Origin of the sequence: Paenibacillus agri, assembly GCF_013359945.1 — a bacterium.
GTDB lineage: Bacteria > Bacillota > Bacilli > Paenibacillales > Paenibacillaceae > Paenibacillus_AQ > Paenibacillus_AQ agri.
In genome coordinates this window covers 1-24,985 of the sequence record NZ_JABWCS010000185.1, presented here as the reverse complement: position 1 = coordinate 24,985, position 24,985 = coordinate 1, and the positions used below count along the sequence as shown (strand labels likewise).

The window sequence follows — 24,985 nt, the reverse complement described above, 5'->3', positions numbered from 1 at the left end:
AAAGTTTTCCTTAAATTAGAAGGGTTGAACTTCTCCAGAGATCATTCGTTAAACCGGGTGATTCTCCTGCGGCAATCTAACTTCAAAGCAGGTGCGGACCACACTGCTCTCTACAGTGATGGTGCCCTGATGCTGCTCGACGATATTTTTGGCAATAAACAGACCCAGACCTGTGCCACCTTCCTGTTGACTGCGCGACTCATCGCTGGTGTAATACATCTCGAAGATATGCGGCAATTTCTCGGGTGTGATATATCCGCCGTAATTCAACACCTGTATAACAACCTCGTTGCCTTCTGAGAAACTGTTGATATCTACGAATTGTCCATCCTTCCCGTACCTGGCCGCATTGCTGAGCAGATTCTCAAACACACGGGCTAATAGCTCTCCATCACCCTGAATCTGCAGCTTGGGCACGATGTTCAGCCTTGCGCTGAGCTGGTTCTTTTCGAAGACCGGATACATTTCCTCACTGAGCTGCATCAACAGGCCACTGAGATCCAGTTGATTCTTCTGGAGGGGCAGCATACCGTAGTTCATCCGCGTAATCTCGAACAGCTCATCAATAAGCTTTTCCAGGCGCTGGGATTTGGTATAAGCAATCTCGGTAAAATGTCTGGTCTGCTCCTCCGTTAATTTGTCCCCCTTCAGAATCCAGTCCAGGTAGCCCAGGACCGAGGTAAGCGGTGTGCGCAGATCATGGGCCAAATTCACAATCAGCTGATCCTTGCTGCTCTCCGCAAACGCCCCCCGCTCCACCGCCTCCTGCAGCTTCTCACTGGCGAGATTCAGTTCTTTGGCAATCGCCCGAAACTCATCCTTGGAGGAGATATCGACCCGGTGCTTGAAATCGCCGCTTGCCAGATGGTGAATGCCTTTGGTGATTTCATTAAAGTAGGAAGCATACGGCTTCGTGAAAAGGTAGAAGAAGAAGATCGCGAGCGGGATAAAGATCAGCAGGAAAAAGTAAATATCCCCAATGTTGGACATAATGTGGCGGTAATGAGCCAAGGGATCTTCACGTTTCACTCCGGAATAATACATCTGAAGAAGCCTGTAAATGACATAAGTAATACTGCCGGACAGAAGCATGCTGAGTCCCAGGAATGTGATCATTCTCGTCCGAAAACTGAGCAGCCCTCTATCCATTGAACGTGTACCCCACGCCCCAGATCGTTTTAATAAATTTGGTCTTGTTCATGTCCTCGCCTAACTTCTTACGCAGGGTACGGATATGCACCATCACGGTGTTGGCGCCTTCGTAGTACGCTTCGCCCCATACCTGCTGGAAAATATTTTCCGAGCTGAAGACCTGCTTCGGATGGCTGGCCAGCAAATACAGAATATCGAACTCCTTCGGCGTCAGATCGATGGCTTGTCCGTACAGCATCACCGTATGCTGCTCGGCATTAATGCTGAGTCCCCCCGCTTCCAGAACAGCGCTGGCCGCAGCAGCTGGCTGGCTGAACTGCATGGACCGGCGCAGCTGTGAATTCACTCGTGCTACCAGTTCCATCGGATTGAACGGTTTTGTCATATAGTCATCCGCCCCGATGACTAGTCCTGTGATTTTATCGAGATCAGAGGTTTTGGCACTCAGAAAAATAATCGGCATATGGTGCTTCTCACGGATCTGCCGGGTAACCTCGTATCCGTCCAGCTCCGGCATCATAATATCGAGAATTGCCAAATCCACGGTCTGACTCTGTACAGCTTGCACCGCCTCTCTGCCGTTAAAAGCCTTGATAATATGGTATCCCTCTTTGGTCAGGTGCAGCTCGACCAGATCGGCAATTTCTGCTTCATCATCTGCTATCAGAATCGTTATTCGTTTCACTGTATTCACTCCCACCCGTGTTCACTGCTCCTGGCTGTTGTTGCTCTATAGATGAATTCAAGAGTCAAACGTATTGCTTGGTCGTCACTACGGTGAATGTTTGGACTTCCGGTCGCTGTTGTCCCCAGATTTCTTCAATTAAACCGCTTCTAGCGGTTGAAATCTGGGAACAGTCTGTGCTTCCGATGCGAGCTTTCCTGTGGAAAGCTTTCAGGCGAGCGCTAACGCTCCTACAGTTCCAAACCTTCCCCTTCGTTCCTTCTCGCTTTTTGTTACTTTCTTTCATTCATCTTATATGTCAGGAACCGTCTCTGATTGTATACCCTCATTATACAAAAAAGCTACCTGCATGTTGTAACCATGCAGGTAGCTTTACCTTATCTATGAAGCCCTTGCCTAATTTTCTGTACGCGGCGGGCGCATCGTGAGGCTGACCCGGCCTTTCTTAAGGTCCACACCCATGACCCAGACCGTCACGTTATCCCCGACGGAGACCACGTCCATGGGATGCTTCACGAAGCTGCCGCTGAGCTGGGAGATATGGACCAGCCCGTCGTTCTTGATCCCGATGTCGACGAACGCGCCAAAGTCGATCACGTTGCGGACGGTGCCCTGCATCTCCATGCCGGGCGCCAGGTCCTCGATCTTCAGCACATCGGTGCGGAAGATCGGCAACGGCAGCTCCTCGCGCGGGTCACGGCCCGGACGCTGGAGACTCTCCAGGATGTCACGCAGGGTCGGCACGCCGACATCTAGCCGGGCAGCCAGCTCCTCCGGCTTCTGTGCCGCCAGCTCAGAAGCCACTTCCTTGCTGCCGAGACTGGATACATCCAGTCCGAGCGTCTTGAACAACCGGTCCACCACGGTGTAGGACTCGGGGTGGATTGGTGTCCGGTCGAGGGTGTTGTCCCCGCCCGGGATCCGCAGGAATCCGATGCACTGCTCATAGGATTTCGCACCGAGACGCGGCACCTTCTGCAGCTGCTTCCGCGCAGTGAACTTGCCGTTCTCCTCGCGGTATTTGACGATGTTCTTCGCAATCGTCGCATTCACGCCGGAGACGTACGACAACAGCGACGGCGACGCTGTATTCACGTCAACGCCGACATGGTTAACGGCCGATTCCACGACGGCCTTAAGGCTCTCTTCCAGATGCTTCTGCGAGACATCATGCTGGTATTGCCCGACCCCGATCGCCTTGGGGTCGATCTTGACCAGCTCCGCGAGCGGGTCCTGCACGCGGCGGGCAATCGATGCGGCGCTGCGCTCCGCCACATCAAGGTCCGGGAACTCCTCCTGCGCCAGCTTGGAGGCGGAGTAGACACTGGCTCCCGCTTCATTGACGATCAGGTAGGCCAGGTCGGGATTGCCGATCTCGGCAATCACCTCGGCCGTGAACTGCTCCGTCTCGCGGGAGCCGGTCCCGTTGCCGATCACGATGAGCTGGATGCCATACTTGGCGATCAGCTCCTTGAACTTGGCAGCGGCTTCGCGCTTTTTGTTATTCGGCGGTGTCGGATAGGTCACCGCCACCTCCAGCAGCTTGCCGGTATCGTCTACGACGGCCAGCTTGCAGCCTGTGCGGTAGGCAGGGTCCACGCCGAGGACACAGCGGCCCTTAACCGGCGGCTGCAGCAGCAGGCTCCGCAGATTGCCAGAGAAGATCGAGATCGCCTGATTCTCACCCTTCTCCGTCATTTCCCCGCGCACCTCACGCTCCACAGACGGAGCGATCAGACGCTTATAAGCATCTTCGATGACACTTTCCAGCAGGTCTTTGACCGGAGAAGGTCCCTTGATGACCTTACGTCCAATGAAGGTATGAATTTTATCTGACACAATCTCAATGCCCACCTTGAGCACACTTTCCCGCTCCCCGCGGTTGATCGCGAGAATACGGTGCGGCGGCATTTTATGTACCGGCTCACGATAGCTGTAATAGTTCTCATATACCGATTCCTGCTCGGCATCCTTGGCTTCCGAGACCAGAATTCCCTGGCTGGCCGTATACTGGCGCACCCAGGAACGGATGGCCGGATCATCGGCGATATTCTCGGCGATAATGTCCATCGCGCCTTGCAGCGCTGCCTCCGCCGTCTCTACGCCCTTCTCGGCATCGATGTAACGGGCTGCCTCCGCCTCGGGGCTGCCTTGTCTCGGCTGCCCGATGATCCACTCTGCCAGCGGCTCCAGCCCCTTCTCCTTGGCTACACTGGCCCGGGTTTTCCGCTTCTGGCGGAATGGGCGGTACAGATCCTCCACCTCCTGGAGCTTAACCGCCTTGGCGATTTGCTCCTGCAGCTCCGAAGTCAGCTTCCCTTGCTCCTCAATACTGCGGAGAACATCTTTCTTCCTGTCGCTCAGGTTGCGCAAATAGCCGAGACGCTCTTCGATATCACGCAGCGCGTTCTCGTCCAGTTCCCCCGTCATTTCCTTCCGGTATCTCGCAATAAAGGGAATCGTGTTACCCTCATCCAATAGCCCTACTGTGGTCCGCACTTGCTTGGGCGCAATGCTTAGTTCCTTGGCAATCGCCAGAATAATCGTTTCCTGCTCGCGCTGGGCGGCCGCTTCATCCGCCACGGCTCCAGCATTCATGTTCTCTGCAGTCAATACAATCCCTCTTTCCGCCTCACAATTCTGTTCAACCTTCATGCTAAAATAGTATCACAGATTCGGCCCGGTACCAAAATGCCCACGCCGGACACCACTCCGGAGTACACGGAGAAGTGCCAGCGTGGGCATTTTTTCATAAGGAAATCCTATGATGTCTGCTGACTTCTCATGCTCCGTTTACTGGAGCTGAGTGACAGGATAAAGGACACGGCAAGGACAAGCGCCGCCACCGCATACGGGAAATTAATGTTGATATCAAATAGATAACCGGCTACGATCGGTCCGGCAATATTGCCCAGACTTGTATATGCCGAGTTCATACCGGCGACAAACCCCTGTGAATCCCCGGCCATTTTGGACAATTGTGTGCTCACTGCAGGTCGCAGGATATCCATGGCCAAGAATACGATAAAGGTAACTGTAATAATCGCCCAGTAGCTGCTCACAAATACCGTCAACAGAATAAATACGGCCGAGGCCAAAAGACAAATGGCGATCACTCTGTTCTCTCCGAAGCGGTTCAGAATCCAGCCAAAGGCCGATACCTGAACCACTGCACCGGCAATGGAACCAAACGTAATGACGAAGGCAATATCCTTCGGCGTAAATCCGAATTTATGATCCACGAACAATCCGAATACCGTCTCGTAATTGGCGAGGCCGAAAGCTAGTACGAATACAATAACCAGACTGAAGAAGTAAGGCTGGCGATAAGATTGCACAAGCTGTAACAACAGACTTTCCTGGTTCTTTCCAGAGGTTTTAGCTTCTTTACGCTGCTCCGCAGTAAGAGATTCCGGCAGAACCGCAAATGTCACCACAGCAATAAGTCCTGCCGCGATGGCAGCCACGAAGAATGGCGCGCGGATGCCGAACTCAGCAAGATAACCGCCAATCCCGGGTCCAATAATAAAACCAGTCGAGATGGCTGCATTGATCAGCCCCATTCCTCTGGCCCGTTCCTCCAAGGAGGTCGTATCTGCAACGTAAGCCATAACTGCGGGCATAATCAAGGCCGCTCCCGCTCCGCCCAGCATTCTGGAGATGAACAGCATCCAGGACATATTCGCAAGACCGAACACCAGCTCTGACACGGCGAATACAACCAACCCGACGACGATTATATTCTTCCGTCCCATTGTATCGGACAACCTGCCCGCGATCGGAGACAAGAGCAGCTGGCTAAGTGAAAACGCCGCGACCAGTAAACCAACCGTACTTCCGCTTATATTTAGTTCATTCATAAAAGTAGGCATAATGGGTACAACAAGACCGATTCCGGTAAAAGTCAGAAAAATCGTCAACATGACAAGCAGTATAGCTCCCCGGTTTCTAAGCAGTAATGACATGATTAACCTCCGTGTGCTCCCTGCACAGTTTCGAATATTATTTTTAGGCATTAGTGAAGCCTAATTTTCTCTGTTCTAAATATCTGCTGGTACGAGCAATCCCATACCATAAAAATAAACAACCGACCAATAGAGACCGACCACCCGGTCTAATTTAAAACATGAGAAAGCTTACGCTTCTCACTACGTACGTATTCCCTGAAGCAACAGTCTGAGCGATTTCCGATAATATTCTTTAATTTCCTCTAGCCCCATCGGCGAGCGCGAAATCTCCGACACCTTTCCGACACCTTCCAGCAGGCCACTGAGAATAACGACAATATCCTCAGGCTCATCTGCCTTGAGATAATGGGTATCTATCCCTTCCTTTACCAGATCACGGCAAGCCCGCAATGAATCATCATACATATGCCACAGTCGTTCCTCGATTTCAGCGGTATGATCTTTGATTCTTGCATACTCCTCCAGCGCCCGGATCAGCGGGTTCTGGAAATCATTAGCACAGTGCTCGGCATAGGCATAGAAACGTTCTTCAAGATCTGCGATCCCGGCCCGCTTGATATCCCAATTTTGGAGCCATAACTCGGTATCCTCTTCCACCACGTACAGGAATAATTCATCCTTGCTGGGAAAATGGTGATACAGGCTGCCCTTGCTGACACCTGCCGCCACACATACCTCATTCATGGTTACCGCGCCGTAGCCCTTCTGGACAAACAACTTGGCCGCGTTCTGTACAATCCGTTTCTTCGTTTCTTCTCCATCTGAACGTCCTTTGATTACAAATCCCTCCTAAACCGACTGTCCGGTCTAATTATAGCAGAGTTAAAATTTAAAGAGAACCCCGCTGCAGCAAATATCATTTTATCCTGCCGGTAAAGGTCCCATTCACCCCATTCCCGCCAAAAACTAAAAGGCGCCCGGGAGAGATCCCGGGCGCCTTTGTTCAAGTACAGTTTATATCCTTGCCCTGCTTAGAAATCAATCAGGCCAAGGCTGATTTGCAGCGAATCATCCACCTTTTTCATTGTATCATCATCCAGGTGGGTGATCTTATCCGTTAAGCGCTGTTTGTCAATCGTCCGAACCTGCTCCAGCAGAATGACCGAATCGCGATCAAACCCGTGAGCAGACGCATCAATCTCCACATGCGTCGGCAGTTTCGCCTTCTGAATCTGTGCTGTGATCGCCGCCACAATTACTGTGGGGCTAAAGCGATTGCCAATGTCGTTCTGAATGATCAAAACCGGCCGAACCCCGCCTTGTTCGGAACCTACTACAGGCGAAAGATCGGCAAAAAAAACGTCGCCGCGTTTCACGATCAATGTCTACACCCCGCTTACTAAGCGGCCAAGAGTGCTGTCTGCATCTTCCTCCGCGAGGAACGCCTCGCATGCCATGGTCAAGTTAATCTTGGCCATTTCCATGTAGCCACGCTGCATGGACTCCCGGATGGCACGTTTCCTCCGTTCACTCAGGTACAGTTTCATGGCCTGCCTGATCAATTCACTCCGGTTGGAATTCTCCAGTTGAGCGATTCCATCCACTTCCTGCAAGAGATGATCGGGCAAGCTGATCATGATTCTTTTGGTGTTCTGCAAATTGGCCACCTTCTCTTCCACCCCCACAAACCTTCTGCCCTTGTCTTTCAGTTTAGCAATATACAAGGAATTTTATACAAGGAATATATGCTGTCAGTATATCAAGTATGCTGCATCCCATTATAAACTAGAAATGGTGGTTCGTATAGACTATACAAGACATAGTTGTTTACGATTTAATCCATTCCCAGTAATTACCTGTATATTGTTAACTTTAAGGGCATTACGGCTGCAGCAAAGCATTCACCAGGTATGGAGTGCAACCTTCGCGTATATACACGCGTGGTACACGGTGTGCCAGCATGCAAACAACTTCATAGTGAATGGTTCCCAGGTGGAGAGCCAACTCGTCTGCCGTGATCGACACGCCAGCCTGCCGGCCGATGAGTACAACTTCCTCGCCTGCTTTGATTTGTTCCGCTTCTTCAGCGAAAGATTTCAGTGATACCATACACTGGTCCATGCAGATTGTTCCGACGACGGGGACACGGCGGCCGCGTATTAGCACTTCCGCTTTGCCGCTAAGCATGCGGGAATATCCATCTGCGTACCCCACAGGCAGTGTTGCGATAACTTCTTCGCTGTCTGTGACGTAACGGGTGCCGTAGCTGATGCCCCAATAGGGCGGCAGGCTCTTAACATAAACCACCTGCGTCTTTAGCGTCATAATCGGGTGCAGATCGATCAGCTGCCGGTTCACCTCGGTTGAGGGATAGAAGCCGTACAAGCTGATGCCTACACGCACCATGCCCGTGGATAGATAAGGTGTATCAATGGCCGTAGCACTGTTGCCCGTATGTATGATCGGGATATCAATTTCTTGTTCCCGAAGCGTTTCCGCCACGTCCGTGAATCGTCGGTACTGCTCCATTGTATAGCTTTTGTCTTCTTCATCCGCTTTGGCAAAATGGGTAAACATACCTTCCAGCTCCGCTTGCGCCACACGCTGCACTTCTGCGATAAAAGCAGGTACATCCGGCGGCAAAAGTCCCAGCCTGCCCATCCCGCTATCCATCTTGATGTGTACTTTCAGCCGGTGTTCCGGATCTACAGGAAGCTGCCCTATAGCCTCCAGTACCTCTTTCGTGAACAGCGTCACGGTTATGTTATTCTCCCAGGCAGCAGCGATTCCATCCGGAGATGTATAGCCTAGCACCAGAATGGGGAGCTTGATCCCTGCTTGACGCAGCTGAAGCGCCTCATCCAAAAAGGCTACACTGACATAATCCGCACCCAGTGTCTCGAGCTCCCGGGTAATTTCCACTGCTCCATGGCCGTACGCATTAGCTTTGACACACCCCATAAACTTGGTCTCCGCGGGCAAAGCCGTACGGAAAGCTTCGTAATTGGCGCGCAAAGCGTCCAGATTGATCTCGGCTGCTGTCGGTCGATAGCTTGCTTGCACTTCAAAGTCACCTTCTTACGTTGTAGTAAAACGTTATCTGTTAGTAATGTCTTACTGGTAATGGTAATGCTAACGGAAGGTGACTGTCAATGTAACACAAGCGTGTTTGGCGGCCTAAAAATAATATACCCAAATTAACCAGCGAATAAAGAAAAAACGGATACTACGCTGTAGAGGAATGATTCCCACAATACGCAGTATCCGCCTACTCCTATTACTTACCCGATTGTTCCTGCATAGAAGCGGCAACTTTCACCATTTCATCAACTGGCAGATTTGCGCTTGTAATCCGGTACTCGATCCCTTCATTCGTCCAGGTCAGCGTCTGCAAATCGTCACCACTCAGGACCCCGAAGGCGAAGCCCATATACCACAATTTGCCAGGAGTGAGGGACACTGCACGGTCCAGCGGACGGGCCTCCATGATCGTATATTGATAAATTCCGTCGTAGCGGAGCAGCACCGCCTGATCCTTGCTGCCTTCGATTTTATTGGAATCCTTCAGGCTCACACCCTCAGGAACGTAGTTCGGCTCCACAATACCGAAGTCGCCAAGCTCTGCAGCCACCGGCGGCTGGGTATTCTCTCCTTCTTCCGGTGCCGACACCGGATTGCCGTTCTCATCTACCTCGGCCACCGTACTCTTGGATGGCGTTCCGGTGGACATATTCTTTTGCATATCGAAGGAATCCTTCGTGAAGTCCGTATCAAAGGTAAAGCTGTCGAACTTCACATTCACAACAACCTTGGCTTCCGAATCGGACACCTGCACCTGCTTCGGCGCATATGACTTCTTATCCAGCCAGATCTTCTGGCGCACCAGCGCACTGCTTTGATAATTCGCCGCCACCTCAAACACGAAGTTATCTCCGTCGGCCACGAACTGGCGGTTGTTATCGGACACAATGCCTTGCACCAGCGTCTGGTACAGGTAGACCTGCCCTTGATGATCCGGCCAATCGCTCTGGAAGCGGAAGCTCTTATTCAGACTCGGCGTCAGTACGAATACGCCCTCATCATTGCGCAGCACAATCTGCGTGATATCCTTCTGTACATTCGACAAGCTAATCCGGTAATAGGAAGGATTCTTGTACCATACCTCCACCTTGTATTCCTGCGGCTGCTCGCCGGTATACAGAGTCATCGTGCCCGAGCCTTGATATGTTCCCTGCTTGCTCTCCAACCTGTCAGCCACATCGTTCAAATCCTTAACTACGGACGCAGCATCCTTCTTCCCGCACCCCGTGAGCACCAGGGCCACGCTCATAATGATTGCGAGTACCCATGTTATCCGGCGCATGACATCATCCCCTTAACCTGTTTTGAATGCATTGATTAGTACATGTCTATGAGGGACTTGACCACAATATGCAGACGGGCATGACAAGCGTGGGTTTTGAAAGGTGAAAGAGAGTGATCATAAAGAACTTTCATGAGCCTTAGCTCACAACCCTGCATGAGAAATGCTGAAATCGTACATTTACGTAAAAAAACAGCCCTCTGGCGGGTTCTTAAAATAGTTAACCTGGTACAATAACATTGATACAATAGACATTGTAAGTTTTTAGATGCAATATAAAGCGAATAAAGGATTCAAACCACTATTCCCAATTAAGAGCATTTTTGTACCTTATATTTTTCTTTTTGAGGATAAAAAGGGAAATAAGAGCATTATTGTACCTTATTTCTTGTGAAAGTAGTGTAGGACATGAAAACTGAAGATTTAACATACAAAATTGCCCTTAATCTACGTCATTTCTCAGTTACATCACATTTAGGGTACAAAAATGCCCTTATTTACATTGGAGTTCTGTCGTGTTTAAAAAAAGATCCCCCGCACGGGAGATCTTCTCATTCGTACTATTAGCGCATGTTCAACGAATAGATTCAGCGATTTTCAGTACCTCAGCCCGGTCTAGCCCCTTGGTTGAGAGGTCATATAATACCCCATCCGCTTCCCAGTCAAGGCTTCTATCGTCCCACATCACGGCGTCAACACCGCTTACGCTGACTTTCTCCAGCTTGGCTGTACTGGATCGCTCGTATGCCGTCTCCTTATCGGAGAAGCGCTGCTGCATCCAGATCTTCTTCCCCTTCTTCTCACTGGTAAAGATCAAATTAAGGTATTTCCCGTTAACACCCTGTTCATCCTTAGAAAATTCTCCATGGTCAAAAGTGAATCCTTCCGGCAAATACTTGGGTAGCTTTACTGTGAAGAGCGCGTATTGTTCCAGTTCAGCCGGTTCCTTTACTACTACTTTTTTCGCCGCTGCCTCCTTATCGCGCTGTTCCTGCTGGCTTTTCGTAATCAGCTCATCCCCATCAAAACCTACGATAAGCTCACCGTTGGCGTTATAGACCTCGCCCAGCTTCTCTGTATACGATTCTATCTTATTTCCATCCTTGTCAAAAAGCTTACCCTTCCACTTTTCTGGAAACGGCGGCTCTTGATCGGGATCGTATTGACTGGCAATAATGTTTCCCAGATTAATCTTTTGCAGAACTCTGTCCAGCATCTCTTGTGCAAAGGATGGCTTAACGAAGCTAACGCTGAGCGCACCTGCAACCAGAATGGAAGCCATAATTATCGCTGGACGTCTGATGCTATTTTTAACCTTCATCTTTCGATCTGCCTCCTTTATCTTAATCCGGCTCTGTATCTTGTCCAAAATGTCCGACTTATTGGAAATTTCACTGAAATCCTGTCCAGCCAGCGCCTTGCTTAAGCTCAGCAGTTCAAGGTACTCCGGAGAACCGTTCCAATCAGTGGAATCTTTCTGGTGAAGACCCTCATCGATGTCTTTGGACAACCTCTGTACCGTATCCTTGGCATTCACAGTTGTTCCACGCTCCCTATCTCCGATTTTAATTTCCGCATACTTCGGTACAGAATCACGCCGATGTTACTTTCGGACATTCCTGTGATGCTGGCGATCTCCTTATTCTTCAGATCCGCCCCGAATTTAAGGGCCACGATATTCCGCTCTTTGGCCGCCAGCGTATCCAGCGCACGGTTCAGTCCGCTGCTGCGTTCTCCCTCCAGCATACGCTCTTCAGGGGCTTGTCTTGTTGATACCAGTTCACGGATGGCATCCAGTGAGAAGAAGCGGTTCCTCTTTTGACTCCGGTAATAATCGTTCACTACGTTTCTCGCGATGGCAAACAACCATACTTCGAACGGCGCTTTTTCCCCGGAGTAGCTGTGCAGCTTGGACAATGTCTTCTCGAAGATCTGGCTGGTCAAATCCTCCGCCGTATAACGGCAGCTGACGCGATAAGCGGTATAGTTGAATATCCTGGAATAATAGGTTTCAAAAATCGTTGTGAAGAGCCTGTCTTTGTCGACGGCGGTATCGTTTTCTTGCTTAATTTGACCAAAAGATTGTAGCAATGCGCGCTCTTGCATCCCTCTGTTCTCCTTTCCTGCAATATTCACCGGCCAAGTGATTTACAGAAGCTAATACGCCGGCAGCCGTAATCTATTACATACATTAGGAAAATTTAACTGATACTACAGTGAGAGTTCCCCTTAACTTTTTCTATATCGTGAATGGAGAATATTATATATCTCAGTATTTACATATGATAAAATTACTTTAATAAAAATTAATGGGGTAGATTTGATGAATATTATCCAGCTTCATTATCTTGTAGATGTAGGAGAACTAGGTTCCTTTACAGAAGCAGCCAAAAAGAACCTCATGACTGTTCCGGCAATCAGTATTTCAATCAGCCAGTTAGAAGAGGAGTTAGAGGTTTCACTATTTCATCGCTCCAGAAAAGGTGTAACTCCAACTCCCGAAGGCAAAAAAGTTATACAGCATGCGGTCTCAATCCTCAGAAGCATCGATAAAATGAAAAAGGATATAGCTACTTTAAAGCATAGAAACTATGGTAATATCTTGATTTCAACCATTCCGGGTCTCGTCTCCAAAATTATCAACACCATGCTGGGGTTTCAAAAAAATTATCCCTATATAAATGTTCAAATGTTTGAAGGTGAAACGACTTCCGTTGTGAATCAGGTTAAAAACGGTATCGCGGATATGGGCTTCGTCTCTTTCTCCAAGAACCAACAAGATCCTTCACTTAATTGGCAGCCTATCATAAGAGATCAAGCGATCTTGGTTGTACATAAAAGTTCAGCATTGCGTTTTAAACGAAATATACCTGGGAATGAGATAAAAGATGAAACAATTGTCCTGTACAACGACCCCTATATAAAAATGATTGCTGAAAAATTCCTTCTAAACGACGAGTCGAATAGGCTTGCTTTAGTCACAAATAACGTTGATGGGCTTTTCCAAATGGTTACTAAAGGGAATGCCATAACAATTGCTACAGAATATACGCTTAATTCATTGCCTCTTTATATAAAAGATGAGCTGATTTCGATTTCAATTAACGAATTTACTACCGTGCCTAACTATTTATGGAGAATTACGCGAAAAGATCAGGAAAACTCTGATATGATCGAACAATTTACGAATCATCTGTTATCCCAATTGACTTAAGCTTACAGCGTCTGAATAGAAAATCGTTAGGCCTTGTCATAATGGCAAGGTCTTATTTGTGTTTCATAGTTAAATATAATTTAAGTATTATTAATTTTAATTAAATTTATTTTTAATAATGACGCTGATAGAATATGTTTTGTCATTCGAAACATTTTGATTTTTATATAAATTTAATTACATTGGAGGGTCACTGAATGATACAACAAGAATGGAAAAATATATTAAAAAAGCCCTTTTTAATTGTGGTGATTGTTGCCATCATGCTTGTCCCCATGTTCTATTCTTTGATATTCCTGTCAGCCTATTGGAACCCTTATGGTAAATTGGATCAACTCCCAGTTGCCGTAGTTAATAATGATACAGGGGCTGTACTAGACGGGAAGACCATTAATATTGGTAAAGATTTCGTGGATGGATTAAAGGACGATGACAAATTCAAGTGGGTGTTTACTACAGAAAATAAAGCGATGGCAGGACTCAAGAACGAAGATTATTACATGGTAATCGAACTTCCAAGTCAGTTTTCACAGCACGCCTCATCTCTATTAGGGGAACATCCGGAAAAAATGGAGTTAAATTATTATACGAATGCCGGAAAAAACTATTCAGGGTCACAGATTAGCTCTTCAGCGATCAAGGATATAAGCTCCAGCCTTTCAAAAAAAGTTACCGAGCAATATGCCGATACCGTATTTAAAAGCCTTAACAAAGTCGGGGAAGGGATGCAGGAAGCTAGTGATGGGACAAAGCGGATCAGCGAAGGTGTAAATAAGCTTGCAAATGGAACGACCACATTAAGTGAAAATTTAGAGAAATTAACGGATAGTAACCTGGTTCTTAAACATGGAACAGCTAAATTAGAAACAGGTGCAATTCAGGTAGCCAATGGCATTAAACAATCCAGCGATGGAGCAAACCAGTTGAACACTGGTATTAATACAGTATTGGCTGGTGCAAATTCACTCAAAAATGGTTCGGGTGACCTTAATTCCGGATTACAGCAGTTATCAGAATCAAGTAAAAAATTAGAAGACGGCTCCGATCAATTATTAAATGGGAGTATTCAATTAGCTGCAGGTTTAAAGCAATCCGTTGACGGCTCCGTAGCACTCCAAAATAGTGTTGGTCAATTTACGAATAACCTATCAACTTTGAATACGGCCATACAAGACCTGACTAATGAATTCTCGGATGTAAGTGGTACTGGATCCATTAGTCAGGAAGAAATAGAGAAAGTGCTTGTGCAGCTTCAAACCATCTCAACATCAATGGATCAGCTGAATCAAGGTGGAAAGCAGATCAGTACGAGTTATTCTCAGCTTGCAGAGGGTCAACACAATCTATATTCGGCTGCAAATAGTCTTGTAGCTGGTCAAAAGGAATTCAACTCTAATTCAACATTATTTAATGGGAAGCTTGGTGAAGCTGCAGTTGCCTCGAAAAAGCTTGCTCAAGGAAGTATTGATTTATTTAACGGCACTAAGAAGGTAAGCGAGGGAAGCTCTGCACTTTCTTCAGGCTTAGTTACATTAAATTCCGGGGGTAATCAAATAGTTGAAGGTATAAATCAATTAAGCGATGGCTCGAATCAACTTTATATTGGCTCAGGTAAGTTAGCAAATGGGGCTAATGAATTATTAAAAGGCACACACGATCTTTCACAGGGAACAAGTACGCTGCATAAATCATTACAGGACGGAGCAAATAAGGTAAACGATGTGAGTACGAATGATGAAACGAATACTATGTTTGCCAGTCCGATTAATCTTGTCGCTCATAAGTTAAATGATGTGAAAGATTATGGAGTTGGATTAGCACCTTATATCCTATCCCTTGGTCTTTTAGCAGGTGGACTAATGTTTGTCTCGTCCTATTCGATGAGAACTACCACGGAGATTACAACTTCCGGGTTTTCGCATTTCATCAGTAAATATAGTGTATTATTGGTGGTCGGTGTATTTCAGTCCATCTTTGCAGATGTAATCTTAATTCATGGACTAGGTTTACAAGTTCAAAATGAACTATATTTTTATCTGTTTACTATTTTCACAAGCTTAACCCTTTATACCATCATACAATTTCTCACAGTAACGATGGATAAAGTCGGACAGTATATCATTTTTATTCTAATGTTGCTGCAGATTGGAGGAAGTGCCGGAACATTCCCGAAAGTATTAACGCCTACATTCTTCCAGTATATCAATCCTTTTTTACCGCTAACCTATTCTATAAAAGGGTTCAGAGAGCTGATGTCAACAACTGTTGACTATAAGTATGTTCTGAATCAAGCAGTAACCTTAGGTCTCTTCGGTGCCTCTTTTATCACACTAACTATTCTCTATTTAACGATTACGGTAAGAAAACAATCAAATAGAACTAAAGAAATTGTAAATTAAAATAAAATAAAGAAAGAGGAATAACCACAATTATAAGTGGCTCATTCCTCTTTTTAATTGCACTCATTGGAGATACGAGAGTACGCCTACCCATGCCGGGGTAAGTCATGAAACAGCAATCCGCTTTGATCTAAACGCATAACTTCTTCTTCCACATCAGTATCTAAATAACTGTTCCCCTCATGCGCTGTGTTCATTAGCCACGGCTCCCCATTTCTCAGAAAACAAAGATCATCGGGGACTTTCGGTTGGACCCAGGAGTATAGACCCGAGGAATAAGAGAGAAGGATTTTCGTAGCTTCAGCACAACAATGAAAATAATAAATATCCGCATAATGACCAAATAACCGCGTACCTGGCCAATGATCTTCTCTTCTTTTCTCTTTGAAAAAAGGCTTTAGCTGCTCCAGTAGTTCAATTCCACTCCGGTCAAGTGACATCTGATCGCGTTTCACCAGAATGAACTCATCGCATACCTCCATGGCGATTTGTAAGACAGCTTCATAAGTTTTACCAGTCGGCTCTTGCAAAATAATATAGATAAGTAGGCCTCCTATGTACTGATATACTCTCAGATATATCTTCAATTATATCATGTAGCTGTAACTATAAAACAAAAACAGCCCATACCTGTAAGGGTGTGAGCTGCTACATTTTGAATCCATATGAGATTAGTTGCTCAGGTAAGCATCTGCTTGCTCAACGGTTTCGAAGTACTCCACGAAGTCACCGAAGATACGTCTCATTTGCATTTTGTAAATGGAAGAACCAGTTACATAGGCCCATTTTTTATCAGTAGATACGCCTTTTTGAGTTGCCAGTTCACTAGTAGGTGCCAGTTCCTTAGCTACTTCTTGAGACAATACTTTAGCACCAGTCAGAATTGTAACACCAGTGAACCCTGGTTTTACTTTTTTAAGAATCTCGGTGAACTCATCAATGTATTGCTGTGCATTGTCCAGTGTAACCTCTTGAGCGGTAACGACAACTCTGTTTTTTGCGGCATTATATTCGATTGTGAACATTTGTGCATTCCTCCATCATGTATGATCATCTGTTGTAATAAATTAAGAAAAATTTGTATTACATATTATTTCCTATTCCATTACACATAAGAGAATCTTAAATAAAAATTTGTAAATAGTAAAGGTATTTAATAAGAAATATGTATTTATTTGTCGAAATACGCGGTTTTTAATAAGAAATATGACCTACATGTTACCATTGGACGCAAAAAAGACCAACATCTTCTCCAAAGAGTTGGTCTTCTATCTCAATCATCGCCACTTGGGTTCAAAGACTCATATGGATGACTGAACAAAAGAAAAGGGTATCCGGACTGCTCTACTCTTCCGCATTTAACAGATTAATCAACTCTACCAAATCGCCTGCAGAAGCCGCAGAGAAACTATGTTCCGTCGAATTGGCCGTTAGTTCCTGCAAAATCTCCTTGATCGCTACCAGCTTGACACCTTCACTGCTGATTTGCTCCAGCTCATTCTGATCCTTCACTCTGCCGTGTACGAACCAATACTGCCACTGGTCGGTGTCAATCACGGAGCTGCGCAGCTTCTTCTTTTTGTCGGAGGTATACTTGATCTCTACCCAGGCCTTTACGCTGTCCTTTAGACTTTCAGAATTGCGCAGTTTGGCACTTGTCTTCGACTTTACGCCTAGCTTCTCCATCTGCTGCTTGGTCAACTTGCTAATATAGGCCACAGGTCGCACACTAACCTGAACTTCACAATGGACATACTCCCATTCGCCTTCGCCATTTCGCCGTACCGCGAGGAAATCAATCTCATTTAGCTTCTCCTTGATGCCTCTTATCGTAAAATACCCGTTCTTGTTCAGCCATTCTTCCACAAGAGTTTCTGCCTGAAGAGCCATAGTGATATCCCCCTTAGCTAGTCATACCTACATCCCCTATATATTCGAGATATTATTACAGAATCCTCCATTTCACTTCTTTATTTTTCATTCTCCCTACCCGCCCATACAAAAACAACGGATGGCTCCTATCGAGTCCATCCGTTGCTAATAAAGCTATTAGGCAAAAATCCGTATTATTTATTGGCCTGAAGTACAGGTTTGAACGTCGAAGGAATGTAGGTTACGGCTTTAATTTCGGTGATGACTTGAGCATTCATGGAGTCCGGGGCCGGCTTCACCAGCTTATATTTGATCAATGCCTGATCTTTCGTGAATTGAATACTCGTGATTTCAAGTCCATAACCGCCAGTTGGAACCGTAGCAGAAAGCGTAACCTTAGTGACAGCATCTGTCTCCTTGCCCGTGGTTAATGTAACCTCGATTGGAGCAGGTGTAGGCACTGGTTTATAGTTGTTAATGAATTTCACAGTTTTGCTGATCATATTGGCTGCTTCGTCACGGCTGATACTATTCTTCGGATAAAATTTTTGTTTGCTGTCGAGTGTAACGATCTTGGCGAGCATCAGTTTCTGAATACTGTTCATGTATTCTTTTTTGATTTGATTTCCGTCTGCCACCTTTTGGAATGTTTCAATCCAGACAAAATCGCCTTTATGACTCATAGCCTGGTACAGAAGCTCAGCAAAGTACTCCTTGGAGATTGTGGCGGAAGGATTAATGTCCTTCGGAAGCTGCACTCCATTGTAATAAGCGTAAATGAAATCCTTGGCATATGGAGCGTTATCCTTCACTTTTGTATAGTGATCGCTTGCCACTGGCATTTTGATAAAATCGATGGTATTCAGGTTCAGGTCTAGCCCTTTTACGATCATACTTACTGCAGTCGCTATATCTATACCGTTCTTAGGGGGATTCTTGGACCCGCCACTTTTAGCAAAGGCCGCTCCCGTAACGTTTAAACTAAAAATGGCAATCATCATCATTAGAAGCAGCGGTTTTAACAATCGTTTCTTCATCTTCATTCCTCCGTGTATTGTGTTGGGTTGCTGGTTGTGTTTGTCATGATTTATTTCCCAATGGGTACACTCTAGACGGGGATTGTTCGAAAAGGTTGCGGGGTTGAGACAAATTTTTATACTAAAAACAGCCCGGCTGGAAGCCAGACTGTCGTTAGTCATTTTCACAAATTAATCTTCCTGAGCAATTGAAACAGCTGCTCCTTCTCTTCCGGTGCAAAATCCTCATACACCGCAGCCAGTAGAGACTCGGACACCGCTTCAAAAATCGGCTTCAGCGCTCTTCCCTTATCGGTAATGGATAAGCGGAAGATGCGGCCATCGTTCAGGTCCTGCTCCTTCTTAACATACTCCAGACGCACCAATTTCTCGACTAATGCAGTGATGGTTGATTTGTCCTTGTCGATCAGGCAGGATAGCTGATTCATTGTAATGGATTCCTGTCCATACAACTGAAACAGAATGTCCCCGTGTGATGGAGCAATTCCGTGAATATTATGCTTCTTCAATTCCTTCTCGATAAATCGATTACTTCTGCGATGGATTCGGCCTATAACGGCTACAATAGCTTTTTCATTCATATCTGTATGTTAATTTTATGCAAAAACTCTGTCAAGAACCATTTGAAAGCGGTACCGGTCCCTCGCTTATGTCCCCTTCGACACATTTCAAAACAAAATATTCACAATTTTAGTTTGATATCAAAATTTCTCACCACTTTGTGATATTTATCACACCTATTGTGAAATAAATCACTTAATATAAAGCTATCGAAGATGATCATCCGATACAGACACAAGAAAGACAACAAATAAGGAGTGAAGAGATATGTTTAACAACTGGTTCAGAACAAATAAAGCCGCTATGCTGCTGCTCACTATAGTACGGGTATATCTGGGATATGAATGGTTAACTGCCGGATGGCATAAGCTGACTGGCGGCGGGTTTGATGCTTCGGGATTTATCAAAGGGGCTATTGCCAAGAGCGCTGGTGAAGGTGCGACGGTGCAGGCCTGGTGGGGAAGCTTCCTCCAACATGCAGCTCTCCCTGGCGTAGACTTCTTTAACTTCCTGGTACCGGCTGGTGAATTCCTGGTTGGCTTGGGATTGATTCTAGGAACATTCACTACCTTCGCTGCTCTTATGGGTCTGGTTATGAACGCTGCTTACCTGCTCTCGGGTACCGTCAGCACGAATGTACAATTACTGCTCATGGAAGTGATCATCATCGTATCGGCCGCTAATGCTGGTAAAATCGGCCTTGATTACTTCGTCCTTCCGTACCTGCGCAAGCTGTTCCATAGAAAAGATACCAACACGAACGTCATCCGGCCTGTCGCTACGCCGCTGAAACGTACTGTATAACATGAATGCATACTGTAACCCGTAAGGAACGGACAGAACCACTCTCATTCCTTACGGGTTATTTGCTTCTATCACGATACATCACATTTATTAGTTCGCCTTTACGGCTCTTCACGGCTCTTTACAGCGATGTTAAGCTTCAATCTCCATCCGTCTTCACAATCAATGAAACCAAATCGAATTTTCCAGTCAAATAGTGATTGATGCTAGCTGCCAGATTAGCAGAGGAACCCGTTGTGTTCACATTCAAATCAGGGAATACCTCCAGCACCTTACTTGTGTTCTTACGAACGGCATCTGTCTTTGTTGCCGCAGCAAGCAGATATGACAACAGTGATTGGTAGGCAGTCAGCGCTTTAAGCGCCTTTCTTGCCGCCCCAAAACTAAATTCGACATGATCCTCCTGGTTGGCCTTGGTAGATATAGAATCGGCGCTAGCAGGGAGGCTTAAGGAATGAATGAGTCTGACTCGTGCCGCAGCCGCTTCACGGATCGCATTCAGCCTTCCGCCTTCTTCAAAGTCCAGCCTGTTGATGAATTCCATAATATAGTTTGCCTTATCAGCAATGAGGAAATTAAGCAGATCCATCACATAACCTACTTGTGTGTTACTGCAATTGCATCCCATTACAGCTTCGTAGCCATCCTCCACTTCGAATAGAAGCGGATTGTCGCAGGTGATGTTATTCTCGAAGTTCACGGTGTTCAGAATGATCTCAAAAGCCTTCTGGACTGCCATATCCACCCGTTCTTTCGAATCGATTATGATCGGTTGATCACGATTCAGAATGGCTTCGATCCTTGTTTCAATCTCCAGCAATTGCTGCATATTATGACAGGCAAAGATAGCGATCGCTTGTGTCATGGTTGAACCATTCATCTGCGATAGCACTTCTTTACATTCCAGAGGGAATACGTCCTCCATGCCCAATTCTTGAAAACATGCCTGGGCACTCATGTGTCTGCCTTTGTAGAACACCTGTGCTTCTTCCAATCCCCCGACGACCATAGCGTTGTGAGCAAGCGGGCCAAGATCACTTAACCCTGTAGAGCCTAACTCACGAACCGCTGGAGCAATCCCATGGTTAAAAATCTCCAGCATTCTTTCAATCAATTGTGGTCTTACGCCAGAGTAGCCCCTGCTCAGCACATTGGCACGAATAAGCATAGATGTCCTGGTTATGACGGGATTCAGATACTCCCCCACACCTACGGCATGAGGATAGGGGATCGTTTTATTCCAATCCAGATGCTCTTCCGGGGACAATGCCGTATCCTTCAGATTGCCAAGCCCCGTATTCACACCGTAAACAACAGGAGCATCCGATCCAAGCCAGCGAGATACTTGGGCCCTGCTGCTCTCACATCTTGCTTTTGCTTCTGCCTCCAAGCGTACACTTTTCCATTCCCCGCGCACAGCTTCAATAATATGTTCTACAGTTAAGCTATAACCATCGATATATAAGTTTGCATCCTTCATAGGCTCACACCTTACTTTAAATTTCCGACAATATCTTCTACTGCCTGAAGCACGATGCCATCTGTGACGACTTTCTCCGCAGCAACCATATCCGGGGAAGCAAAGCGGTTCACTTTCACCGTCTGCACAAAGTTTCTGAATACATGAAGTGCTTCTTTCGATCCGATTCCAAACTCAAAGTCCACCAGCTTACTCTTAGCGAGATCCATTCCTTGAGCAGCCATGTACATCTCGATCCCCAAAATCTTGTTAAGCAGCGATATCGCATCGAGCATCTTCAGCGAAGATTCCAGCGTCGTGCACACATATTTTCGGGTGATATGATCGATCTTTGAAAAAGCAGTATTCGGAAGGGCCAGCAATTTCATCTCAGCCAATATTGCTGTAGCAGCAGCCTGGATGACCGGGAATCCATGATTAAAACCCGGGTTTTCTCCGACAAGATTCATCGGCAGCCCATATGACATTTTACTGTCCAAGAGTCTGAAGCTTCTTCTTTCACTGATATTGCCGAGATCTATTAAACCGACGATGACCAAATCCAGCAAGTACCCTATCAATGGGTTCGACTTCTCCGCGATATCATTGATATCCTTGTCGAGCTGCTCCTTCAGCCACTTCACTGTATCTCTGACTCCCCCATGCGTTTGGGGCACAGCTCGAATACTGATGGCATCCTGGCAGCGGGGACCATTGTCTCCACCATAAGCTTCCCGGCCTCTTTCAGTGGTAAATTCACTATCTTTAATGATTCTTCGTACGTTCTCCGCGACTTCGATCTGGCTATTATACGGCCTGCCAAGCTCATGCAGACGCCGGTCAAAAGCTCCAGTCTCCCCACGTATGGCTTCAAGCTGCATTGCAACACAAATATCTGCAGTTTTCGTTAACCTGGAAGCCTCAGCAGCTGCGTAAATAGACATCGCTGTAGACACACAGCACAGCCCCGTAATAAAGGCCACATCTTCGCGAGTATATTGAAGCTTGGTGAGCCCTAACTCCTCGAACAATGATCCAACAGCTTTAAATTGTCCTTGGTGATAACAAAGCAATTCTTCTTCGCCATAGAGAATCAAGGCAAGTTCACTCATCGCGGAGGTTTCAGTTCTGTTTTCTTTATGTAAGCAAGGCTCGATCCCATGATTCACGAACAATAAAACTCTTTGAAGCAAGCCATCACTCAGCACATCACTATGCTTAACTGAATGATTCAACAGAAGATACAAACTCAAGAGACCTACTTCTTTTGGCAGTAACTCGCCATCGGATTGTACCCAGTCCCTTAATGAATCTAAGAAGCCCTCTCCCTGTTCTCCAAACGACTTTGTTGGGAGATCCGACTGTTGGAATGAGCGCTCCGAGGTTTGGCTATGCGATTTAACTATGCTTACTTTGAAAATCTTCCCCGCCAATACTGCAGCCATATCCTCCATCTTCAAGTTTGATCCGTCTAATTGTAATGAGGCACTCATATTCATACTCCTCACAAAGTATTTATTGAAGTTCATTATTACAAAATGATAACAATTTATTAAATAGATAGTAAGTGGCATCGTTTTGATTGTCAATAAATATTAAGTATTCTTATCAGGATTAATTCGCAGTGTTAAACGGTTTAAATTCCCATAAAAAATTTTTTAATCCCTAGTAAACAAATGTGATTGAATTTATTTGGAAGTAATGTTATTATTGGCCCTGTAAAGTAATAATCCATTATTACCAAGTGATAATAATGAGCAAAGTCTAATTATGATTGCAGGGGGAAATGAGATGAAGAAGAAGAAATCAAGCTTGCTGCTGCTCACACTAATCATTGCTTTAATGAGTATTGCTGCCGGTTGCGGAGACGGATCCTCCAAGAAAAAGATAGTGGTGGGCTCCAAGAACTTTACCGAATCACTCATACTGGGCGAAATGTATGCATTAGTACTTGAGAATGCCGGCATTAAAGTGGATCGAAAGCTTAACCTAGGCGGAACGTTGATCGCTCATGAAGCACTCAAAAAAGGCGATATCGATGTATATCCAGAATACACAGGCACAGCCCTGCAGAACATCCTGAATGAGAAGCCGCTCACAGATCCAAAGCAAGTGTTTGATCTAGTCTCAGACTATTATAAGAAGGAATTTAACCTCGTTTGGTTAGCGCCTTCCCAAGCCAATAACACTCAGGCAATAGCCATATCCCGCTCCGCCTCCGAGAAATACGGCATCACCACCCTCTCTGAGCTGCAAGCCAAAGCAGGCGAGATTAACTTCGCTGGTGTACCTGAGTTCGAGGAGCGCGAAGATGGATTACTTGGAATGAATCGTGTATATGGTGAATTCAAATTTAAGAGCCTTAAGCTTTTCGATTATGGTGTCAAATATCGCGTAGTATTGAATGATGAAGCTCAAGCTACCATGGCCTTTGGAACAGACGGCGAGCTGCTTAACCCGGATTTGGTGGTTCTGAAGGATGATAAGCATCTATGGCCTCCATATAATGTTGCCCCGGTTATCCGTCAAGAAGCTTTAGATCAGGATAAGGAAATAAGCACACTCCTGGATGCGATATCCGCGAAGCTGGATGATGCAACTATGCAGAAATTGAATGGCGAAGTAGATATTAATAAGAAAGAATACAAAGATGTAGCCAAGCAGTTCCTTAAAGATTCTGGTCTTATAAAATAAACAAAACAGCAGCTTTTCCCCAAGTGCAAGTAGCGGGAGAAGCTGCTGTTTTTTAGTTACATAAGCTAGTTATATAAGCTAGATATATATAAGCCAGTTATATAAGTCAGTTATATATGCCGAAGAAAAGAAATTAACAAAAAGCGAAGATGAGCGAACAGGGAAATTTGGAACTGTAGGCGCAATGCGCTCGCCTGAAAACATTCAGGAGGAAAACTAGGTCTGGAAGCCTTCTTTGGCTTCCGTGTTGATTTCTTTGGACGGAAATTTTTGATGATTTCCACGAAAAAAGCTAGCAACGTAACATAGACTGCCGATAGACTGCCGATAGATTGCAGCCTATGGCGGCATATTCCCCTTCACCAGTCGTCTTAACAGTGAAAAGAGGGGCCCCTCCTCAACTAAGTGCATTTTTGTACCTTATTTTTCTCCATTAAAGTTAAATTAGGTATATAAGGGCATATTTGTATCTTATTTTTCGAAAAAGAACACTGGAAGGGTGATTCTGGAAGATTTAAGGTACAATATTGCACTTAATTTCCATTACCCCTTAGCTGCGGAGAATTTAAGGTACGAAAATGCCGTTAATTACACTTCGATCCTTCCTATATAAGCTCTCTTTTTTCTTGGCTATGTTTGTTCTTTTAATGCGTTCTATATAGCTTGATTGTTGGCTAGTGAGTTAGTGCGTCCGTCTGTCTGTCTGTCTGTTTGTCTGTTTGTTTGTTTGTTTGTTTGTTTGTTTGTTTGTTTGTTTGTTTGTTTGTTTGTTTGTTTGTTTGTTTGTTTGTTTGTTTGTTTGTTTGTTTGTTTGTTTGTTTGTTTGTTTGTTTGTTT

23 protein-coding genes are annotated in these 24,985 nt (G+C 45.8%); 4 read left to right on the top strand and 19 right to left on the bottom strand.

Annotated features, from left to right (window positions below; translation table 11 throughout):
* Window positions 1-48: 48 nt before the first annotated feature.
* The 11 genes from HPT30_RS03310 to HPT30_RS03260 form a co-directional block, all read right to left on the bottom strand.
* Entirely contained in the window at window positions 49-1,149 is a 1,101-nt protein-coding gene (locus HPT30_RS03310; RefSeq protein WP_175370070.1) for a sensor histidine kinase, read from the bottom strand.
* Window positions 1,142-1,837 carry a response regulator transcription factor gene (locus HPT30_RS03305; RefSeq protein ID WP_175370069.1) on the bottom strand — a complete coding sequence of 232 codons (696 nt, stop codon included), beginning with the start codon at window positions 1,835-1,837 and terminating at the stop codon, window positions 1,142-1,144. Before HPT30_RS03305 ends, HPT30_RS03310 begins: the two co-directional genes overlap by 8 nt.
* 396 nt (window positions 1,838-2,233) lie before the next feature.
* Window positions 2,234-4,435, bottom strand: coding sequence for a Tex family protein (locus tag HPT30_RS03300; RefSeq protein WP_246316911.1), 2,202 nt, complete (start codon window positions 4,433-4,435; stop codon window positions 2,234-2,236).
* Between the two features lie 164 nt (window positions 4,436-4,599).
* A complete protein-coding gene (locus HPT30_RS03295) occupies window positions 4,600-5,802 on the bottom strand; it encodes an MFS transporter (RefSeq protein WP_175370068.1) in 1,203 nt (400 codons plus the stop codon).
* Between the two features lie 183 nt (window positions 5,803-5,985).
* Complete coding sequence (locus HPT30_RS03290) at window positions 5,986-6,543, bottom strand: TetR/AcrR family transcriptional regulator (RefSeq protein ID WP_312876287.1); 558 nt, start codon at window positions 6,541-6,543, stop codon at window positions 5,986-5,988.
* Between the two features lie 233 nt (window positions 6,544-6,776).
* A complete protein-coding gene (locus HPT30_RS03285) occupies window positions 6,777-7,127 on the bottom strand; it encodes a type II toxin-antitoxin system PemK/MazF family toxin (protein ID WP_066367250.1) in 351 nt (116 codons plus the stop codon).
* A 3-nt stretch (window positions 7,128-7,130) separates the two neighbouring features.
* Window positions 7,131-7,412 (bottom strand): CopG family ribbon-helix-helix protein, encoded by a 282-nt coding sequence (locus HPT30_RS03280; RefSeq protein ID WP_066367449.1) that lies wholly within the window; start codon window positions 7,410-7,412, stop codon window positions 7,131-7,133.
* A 214-nt stretch (window positions 7,413-7,626) separates the two neighbouring features.
* Window positions 7,627-8,808: an alanine racemase gene (gene alr, locus HPT30_RS03275; protein ID WP_175370066.1), complete on the bottom strand. Its 1,182-nt coding sequence runs from the start codon at window positions 8,806-8,808 to the stop codon at window positions 7,627-7,629.
* A gap of 214 nt (window positions 8,809-9,022) precedes the next feature.
* Entirely contained in the window at window positions 9,023-10,108 is a 1,086-nt protein-coding gene (locus HPT30_RS03270) for an outer membrane lipoprotein-sorting protein (RefSeq protein WP_175370065.1), read from the bottom strand.
* Window positions 10,109-10,682: 574 nt separating this feature from the next.
* Window positions 10,683-11,645 (bottom strand): DUF4367 domain-containing protein, encoded by a 963-nt coding sequence (locus tag HPT30_RS03265; protein WP_175370064.1) that lies wholly within the window; start codon window positions 11,643-11,645, stop codon window positions 10,683-10,685.
* Window positions 11,642-12,214 carry a sigma-70 family RNA polymerase sigma factor gene (locus tag HPT30_RS03260; protein ID WP_175370063.1) on the bottom strand — a complete coding sequence of 191 codons (573 nt, stop codon included), beginning with the start codon at window positions 12,212-12,214 and terminating at the stop codon, window positions 11,642-11,644. Before HPT30_RS03260 ends, HPT30_RS03265 begins: the two co-directional genes overlap by 4 nt.
* Before the next feature lie 217 nt (window positions 12,215-12,431).
* Here HPT30_RS03260 and HPT30_RS03255 point away from each other — a divergent pair, with 217 nt between their 5' ends.
* Window positions 12,432-13,322, top strand: a complete 891-nt coding sequence (locus HPT30_RS03255) for a LysR family transcriptional regulator (RefSeq protein WP_175370062.1) — start codon at window positions 12,432-12,434, stop codon at window positions 13,320-13,322.
* A 197-nt stretch (window positions 13,323-13,519) separates the two neighbouring features.
* A complete protein-coding gene (locus HPT30_RS03250; RefSeq protein ID WP_175370061.1) occupies window positions 13,520-15,721 on the top strand; it encodes a YhgE/Pip domain-containing protein in 2,202 nt (733 codons plus the stop codon).
* Window positions 15,722-15,807: 86 nt separating this feature from the next.
* Here HPT30_RS03250 and HPT30_RS03245 read toward each other — a convergent pair whose 3' ends face one another.
* The 5 genes from HPT30_RS03245 to HPT30_RS03225 all read right to left on the bottom strand — a co-directional run bounded on the left by HPT30_RS03245 (window position 15,808) and on the right by HPT30_RS03225 (window position 19,211).
* On the bottom strand, window positions 15,808-16,176 hold the full coding sequence (locus tag HPT30_RS03245) for a hypothetical protein (protein WP_175370060.1): 369 nt from the start codon (window positions 16,174-16,176) through the stop codon (window positions 15,808-15,810).
* 216 nt (window positions 16,177-16,392) lie between these two features.
* Window positions 16,393-16,746, bottom strand: coding sequence for a hypothetical protein (locus HPT30_RS03240; protein WP_175370059.1), 354 nt, complete (start codon window positions 16,744-16,746; stop codon window positions 16,393-16,395).
* Between the two features lie 319 nt (window positions 16,747-17,065).
* On the bottom strand, window positions 17,066-17,611 hold the full coding sequence (locus HPT30_RS03235) for a hypothetical protein (RefSeq protein ID WP_175370058.1): 546 nt from the start codon (window positions 17,609-17,611) through the stop codon (window positions 17,066-17,068).
* 176 nt (window positions 17,612-17,787) lie between these two features.
* Complete coding sequence (locus tag HPT30_RS03230) at window positions 17,788-18,630, bottom strand: protease complex subunit PrcB family protein (protein WP_175370057.1); 843 nt, start codon at window positions 18,628-18,630, stop codon at window positions 17,788-17,790.
* 164 nt (window positions 18,631-18,794) lie between these two features.
* Window positions 18,795-19,211: a MarR family winged helix-turn-helix transcriptional regulator gene (locus HPT30_RS03225; RefSeq protein ID WP_175370056.1), complete on the bottom strand. Its 417-nt coding sequence runs from the start codon at window positions 19,209-19,211 to the stop codon at window positions 18,795-18,797.
* 247 nt (window positions 19,212-19,458) lie between these two features.
* Between HPT30_RS03225 and HPT30_RS03220 the strand changes: the two genes are divergently transcribed.
* Window positions 19,459-19,995, top strand: a complete 537-nt coding sequence (locus HPT30_RS03220; protein WP_175370055.1) for a DoxX family protein — start codon at window positions 19,459-19,461, stop codon at window positions 19,993-19,995.
* A 139-nt stretch (window positions 19,996-20,134) separates the two neighbouring features.
* On the opposite strand, the gene HPT30_RS03215 is transcribed toward HPT30_RS03220, so the two are convergent.
* On the bottom strand, window positions 20,135-21,475 hold the full coding sequence (locus tag HPT30_RS03215) for an aromatic amino acid ammonia-lyase (protein WP_175370054.1): 1,341 nt from the start codon (window positions 21,473-21,475) through the stop codon (window positions 20,135-20,137).
* 11 nt (window positions 21,476-21,486) lie between these two features.
* Complete coding sequence (locus tag HPT30_RS03210) at window positions 21,487-22,947, bottom strand: aromatic amino acid ammonia-lyase (RefSeq protein WP_175370053.1); 1,461 nt, start codon at window positions 22,945-22,947, stop codon at window positions 21,487-21,489.
* Between the two features lie 298 nt (window positions 22,948-23,245).
* Between HPT30_RS03210 and HPT30_RS03205 the strand changes: the two genes are divergently transcribed.
* A complete protein-coding gene (locus tag HPT30_RS03205) occupies window positions 23,246-24,148 on the top strand; it encodes an ABC transporter substrate-binding protein (protein WP_175370052.1) in 903 nt (300 codons plus the stop codon).
* A gap of 654 nt (window positions 24,149-24,802) precedes the next feature.
* Here the strand turns inward: HPT30_RS03205 and HPT30_RS29530 are convergent.
* Window positions 24,803-24,985 (bottom strand): hypothetical protein (locus tag HPT30_RS29530; RefSeq protein ID WP_217622236.1); only part of this gene is annotated, 183 nt, incomplete at its 5' end.

Excerpts from the sequence above, each read along its gene's own strand:
- HPT30_RS03225 (WP_175370056.1), bottom strand. The coding sequence starts at position 19,211 with ATGAATGAAAAAGCTATTGTAGCCGTTATAGGCCGAATCCATCGCAGA.
- HPT30_RS03210 (WP_175370053.1), bottom strand. The coding sequence starts at position 22,947 with ATGAGTGCCTCATTACAATTAGACGGATCAAACTTGAAGATGGAGGAT.
- HPT30_RS03230 (WP_175370057.1), bottom strand. The coding sequence starts at position 18,630 with ATGAAGAAACGATTGTTAAAACCGCTGCTTCTAATGATGATGATTGCC.
- HPT30_RS03255 (WP_175370062.1), top strand. The coding sequence starts at position 12,432 with ATGAATATTATCCAGCTTCATTATCTTGTAGATGTAGGAGAACTAGGT.
- HPT30_RS03310 (WP_175370070.1), bottom strand. The coding sequence starts at position 1,149 with ATGGATAGAGGGCTGCTCAGTTTTCGGACGAGAATGATCACATTCCTG.
- HPT30_RS03250 (WP_175370061.1), top strand. The coding sequence starts at position 13,520 with ATGATACAACAAGAATGGAAAAATATATTAAAAAAGCCCTTTTTAATT.
- HPT30_RS03240 (WP_175370059.1), bottom strand. The coding sequence starts at position 16,746 with ATGTTCACAATCGAATATAATGCCGCAAAAAACAGAGTTGTCGTTACC.
- HPT30_RS03270 (WP_175370065.1), bottom strand. The coding sequence starts at position 10,108 with ATGCGCCGGATAACATGGGTACTCGCAATCATTATGAGCGTGGCCCTG.
- HPT30_RS03300 (WP_246316911.1), bottom strand. The coding sequence starts at position 4,435 with ATGAATGCTGGAGCCGTGGCGGATGAAGCGGCCGCCCAGCGCGAGCAG.
- HPT30_RS03295 (WP_175370068.1), bottom strand. The coding sequence starts at position 5,802 with ATGTCATTACTGCTTAGAAACCGGGGAGCTATACTGCTTGTCATGTTG.
- HPT30_RS03235 (WP_175370058.1), bottom strand. The coding sequence starts at position 17,611 with ATGGCTCTTCAGGCAGAAACTCTTGTGGAAGAATGGCTGAACAAGAAC.
- HPT30_RS03215 (WP_175370054.1), bottom strand. The coding sequence starts at position 21,475 with ATGAAGGATGCAAACTTATATATCGATGGTTATAGCTTAACTGTAGAA.
- HPT30_RS03260 (WP_175370063.1), bottom strand. The coding sequence starts at position 12,214 with ATGCAAGAGCGCGCATTGCTACAATCTTTTGGTCAAATTAAGCAAGAA.
- HPT30_RS03205 (WP_175370052.1), top strand. The coding sequence starts at position 23,246 with ATGAAGAAGAAGAAATCAAGCTTGCTGCTGCTCACACTAATCATTGCT.
- HPT30_RS03220 (WP_175370055.1), top strand. The coding sequence starts at position 19,459 with ATGTTTAACAACTGGTTCAGAACAAATAAAGCCGCTATGCTGCTGCTC.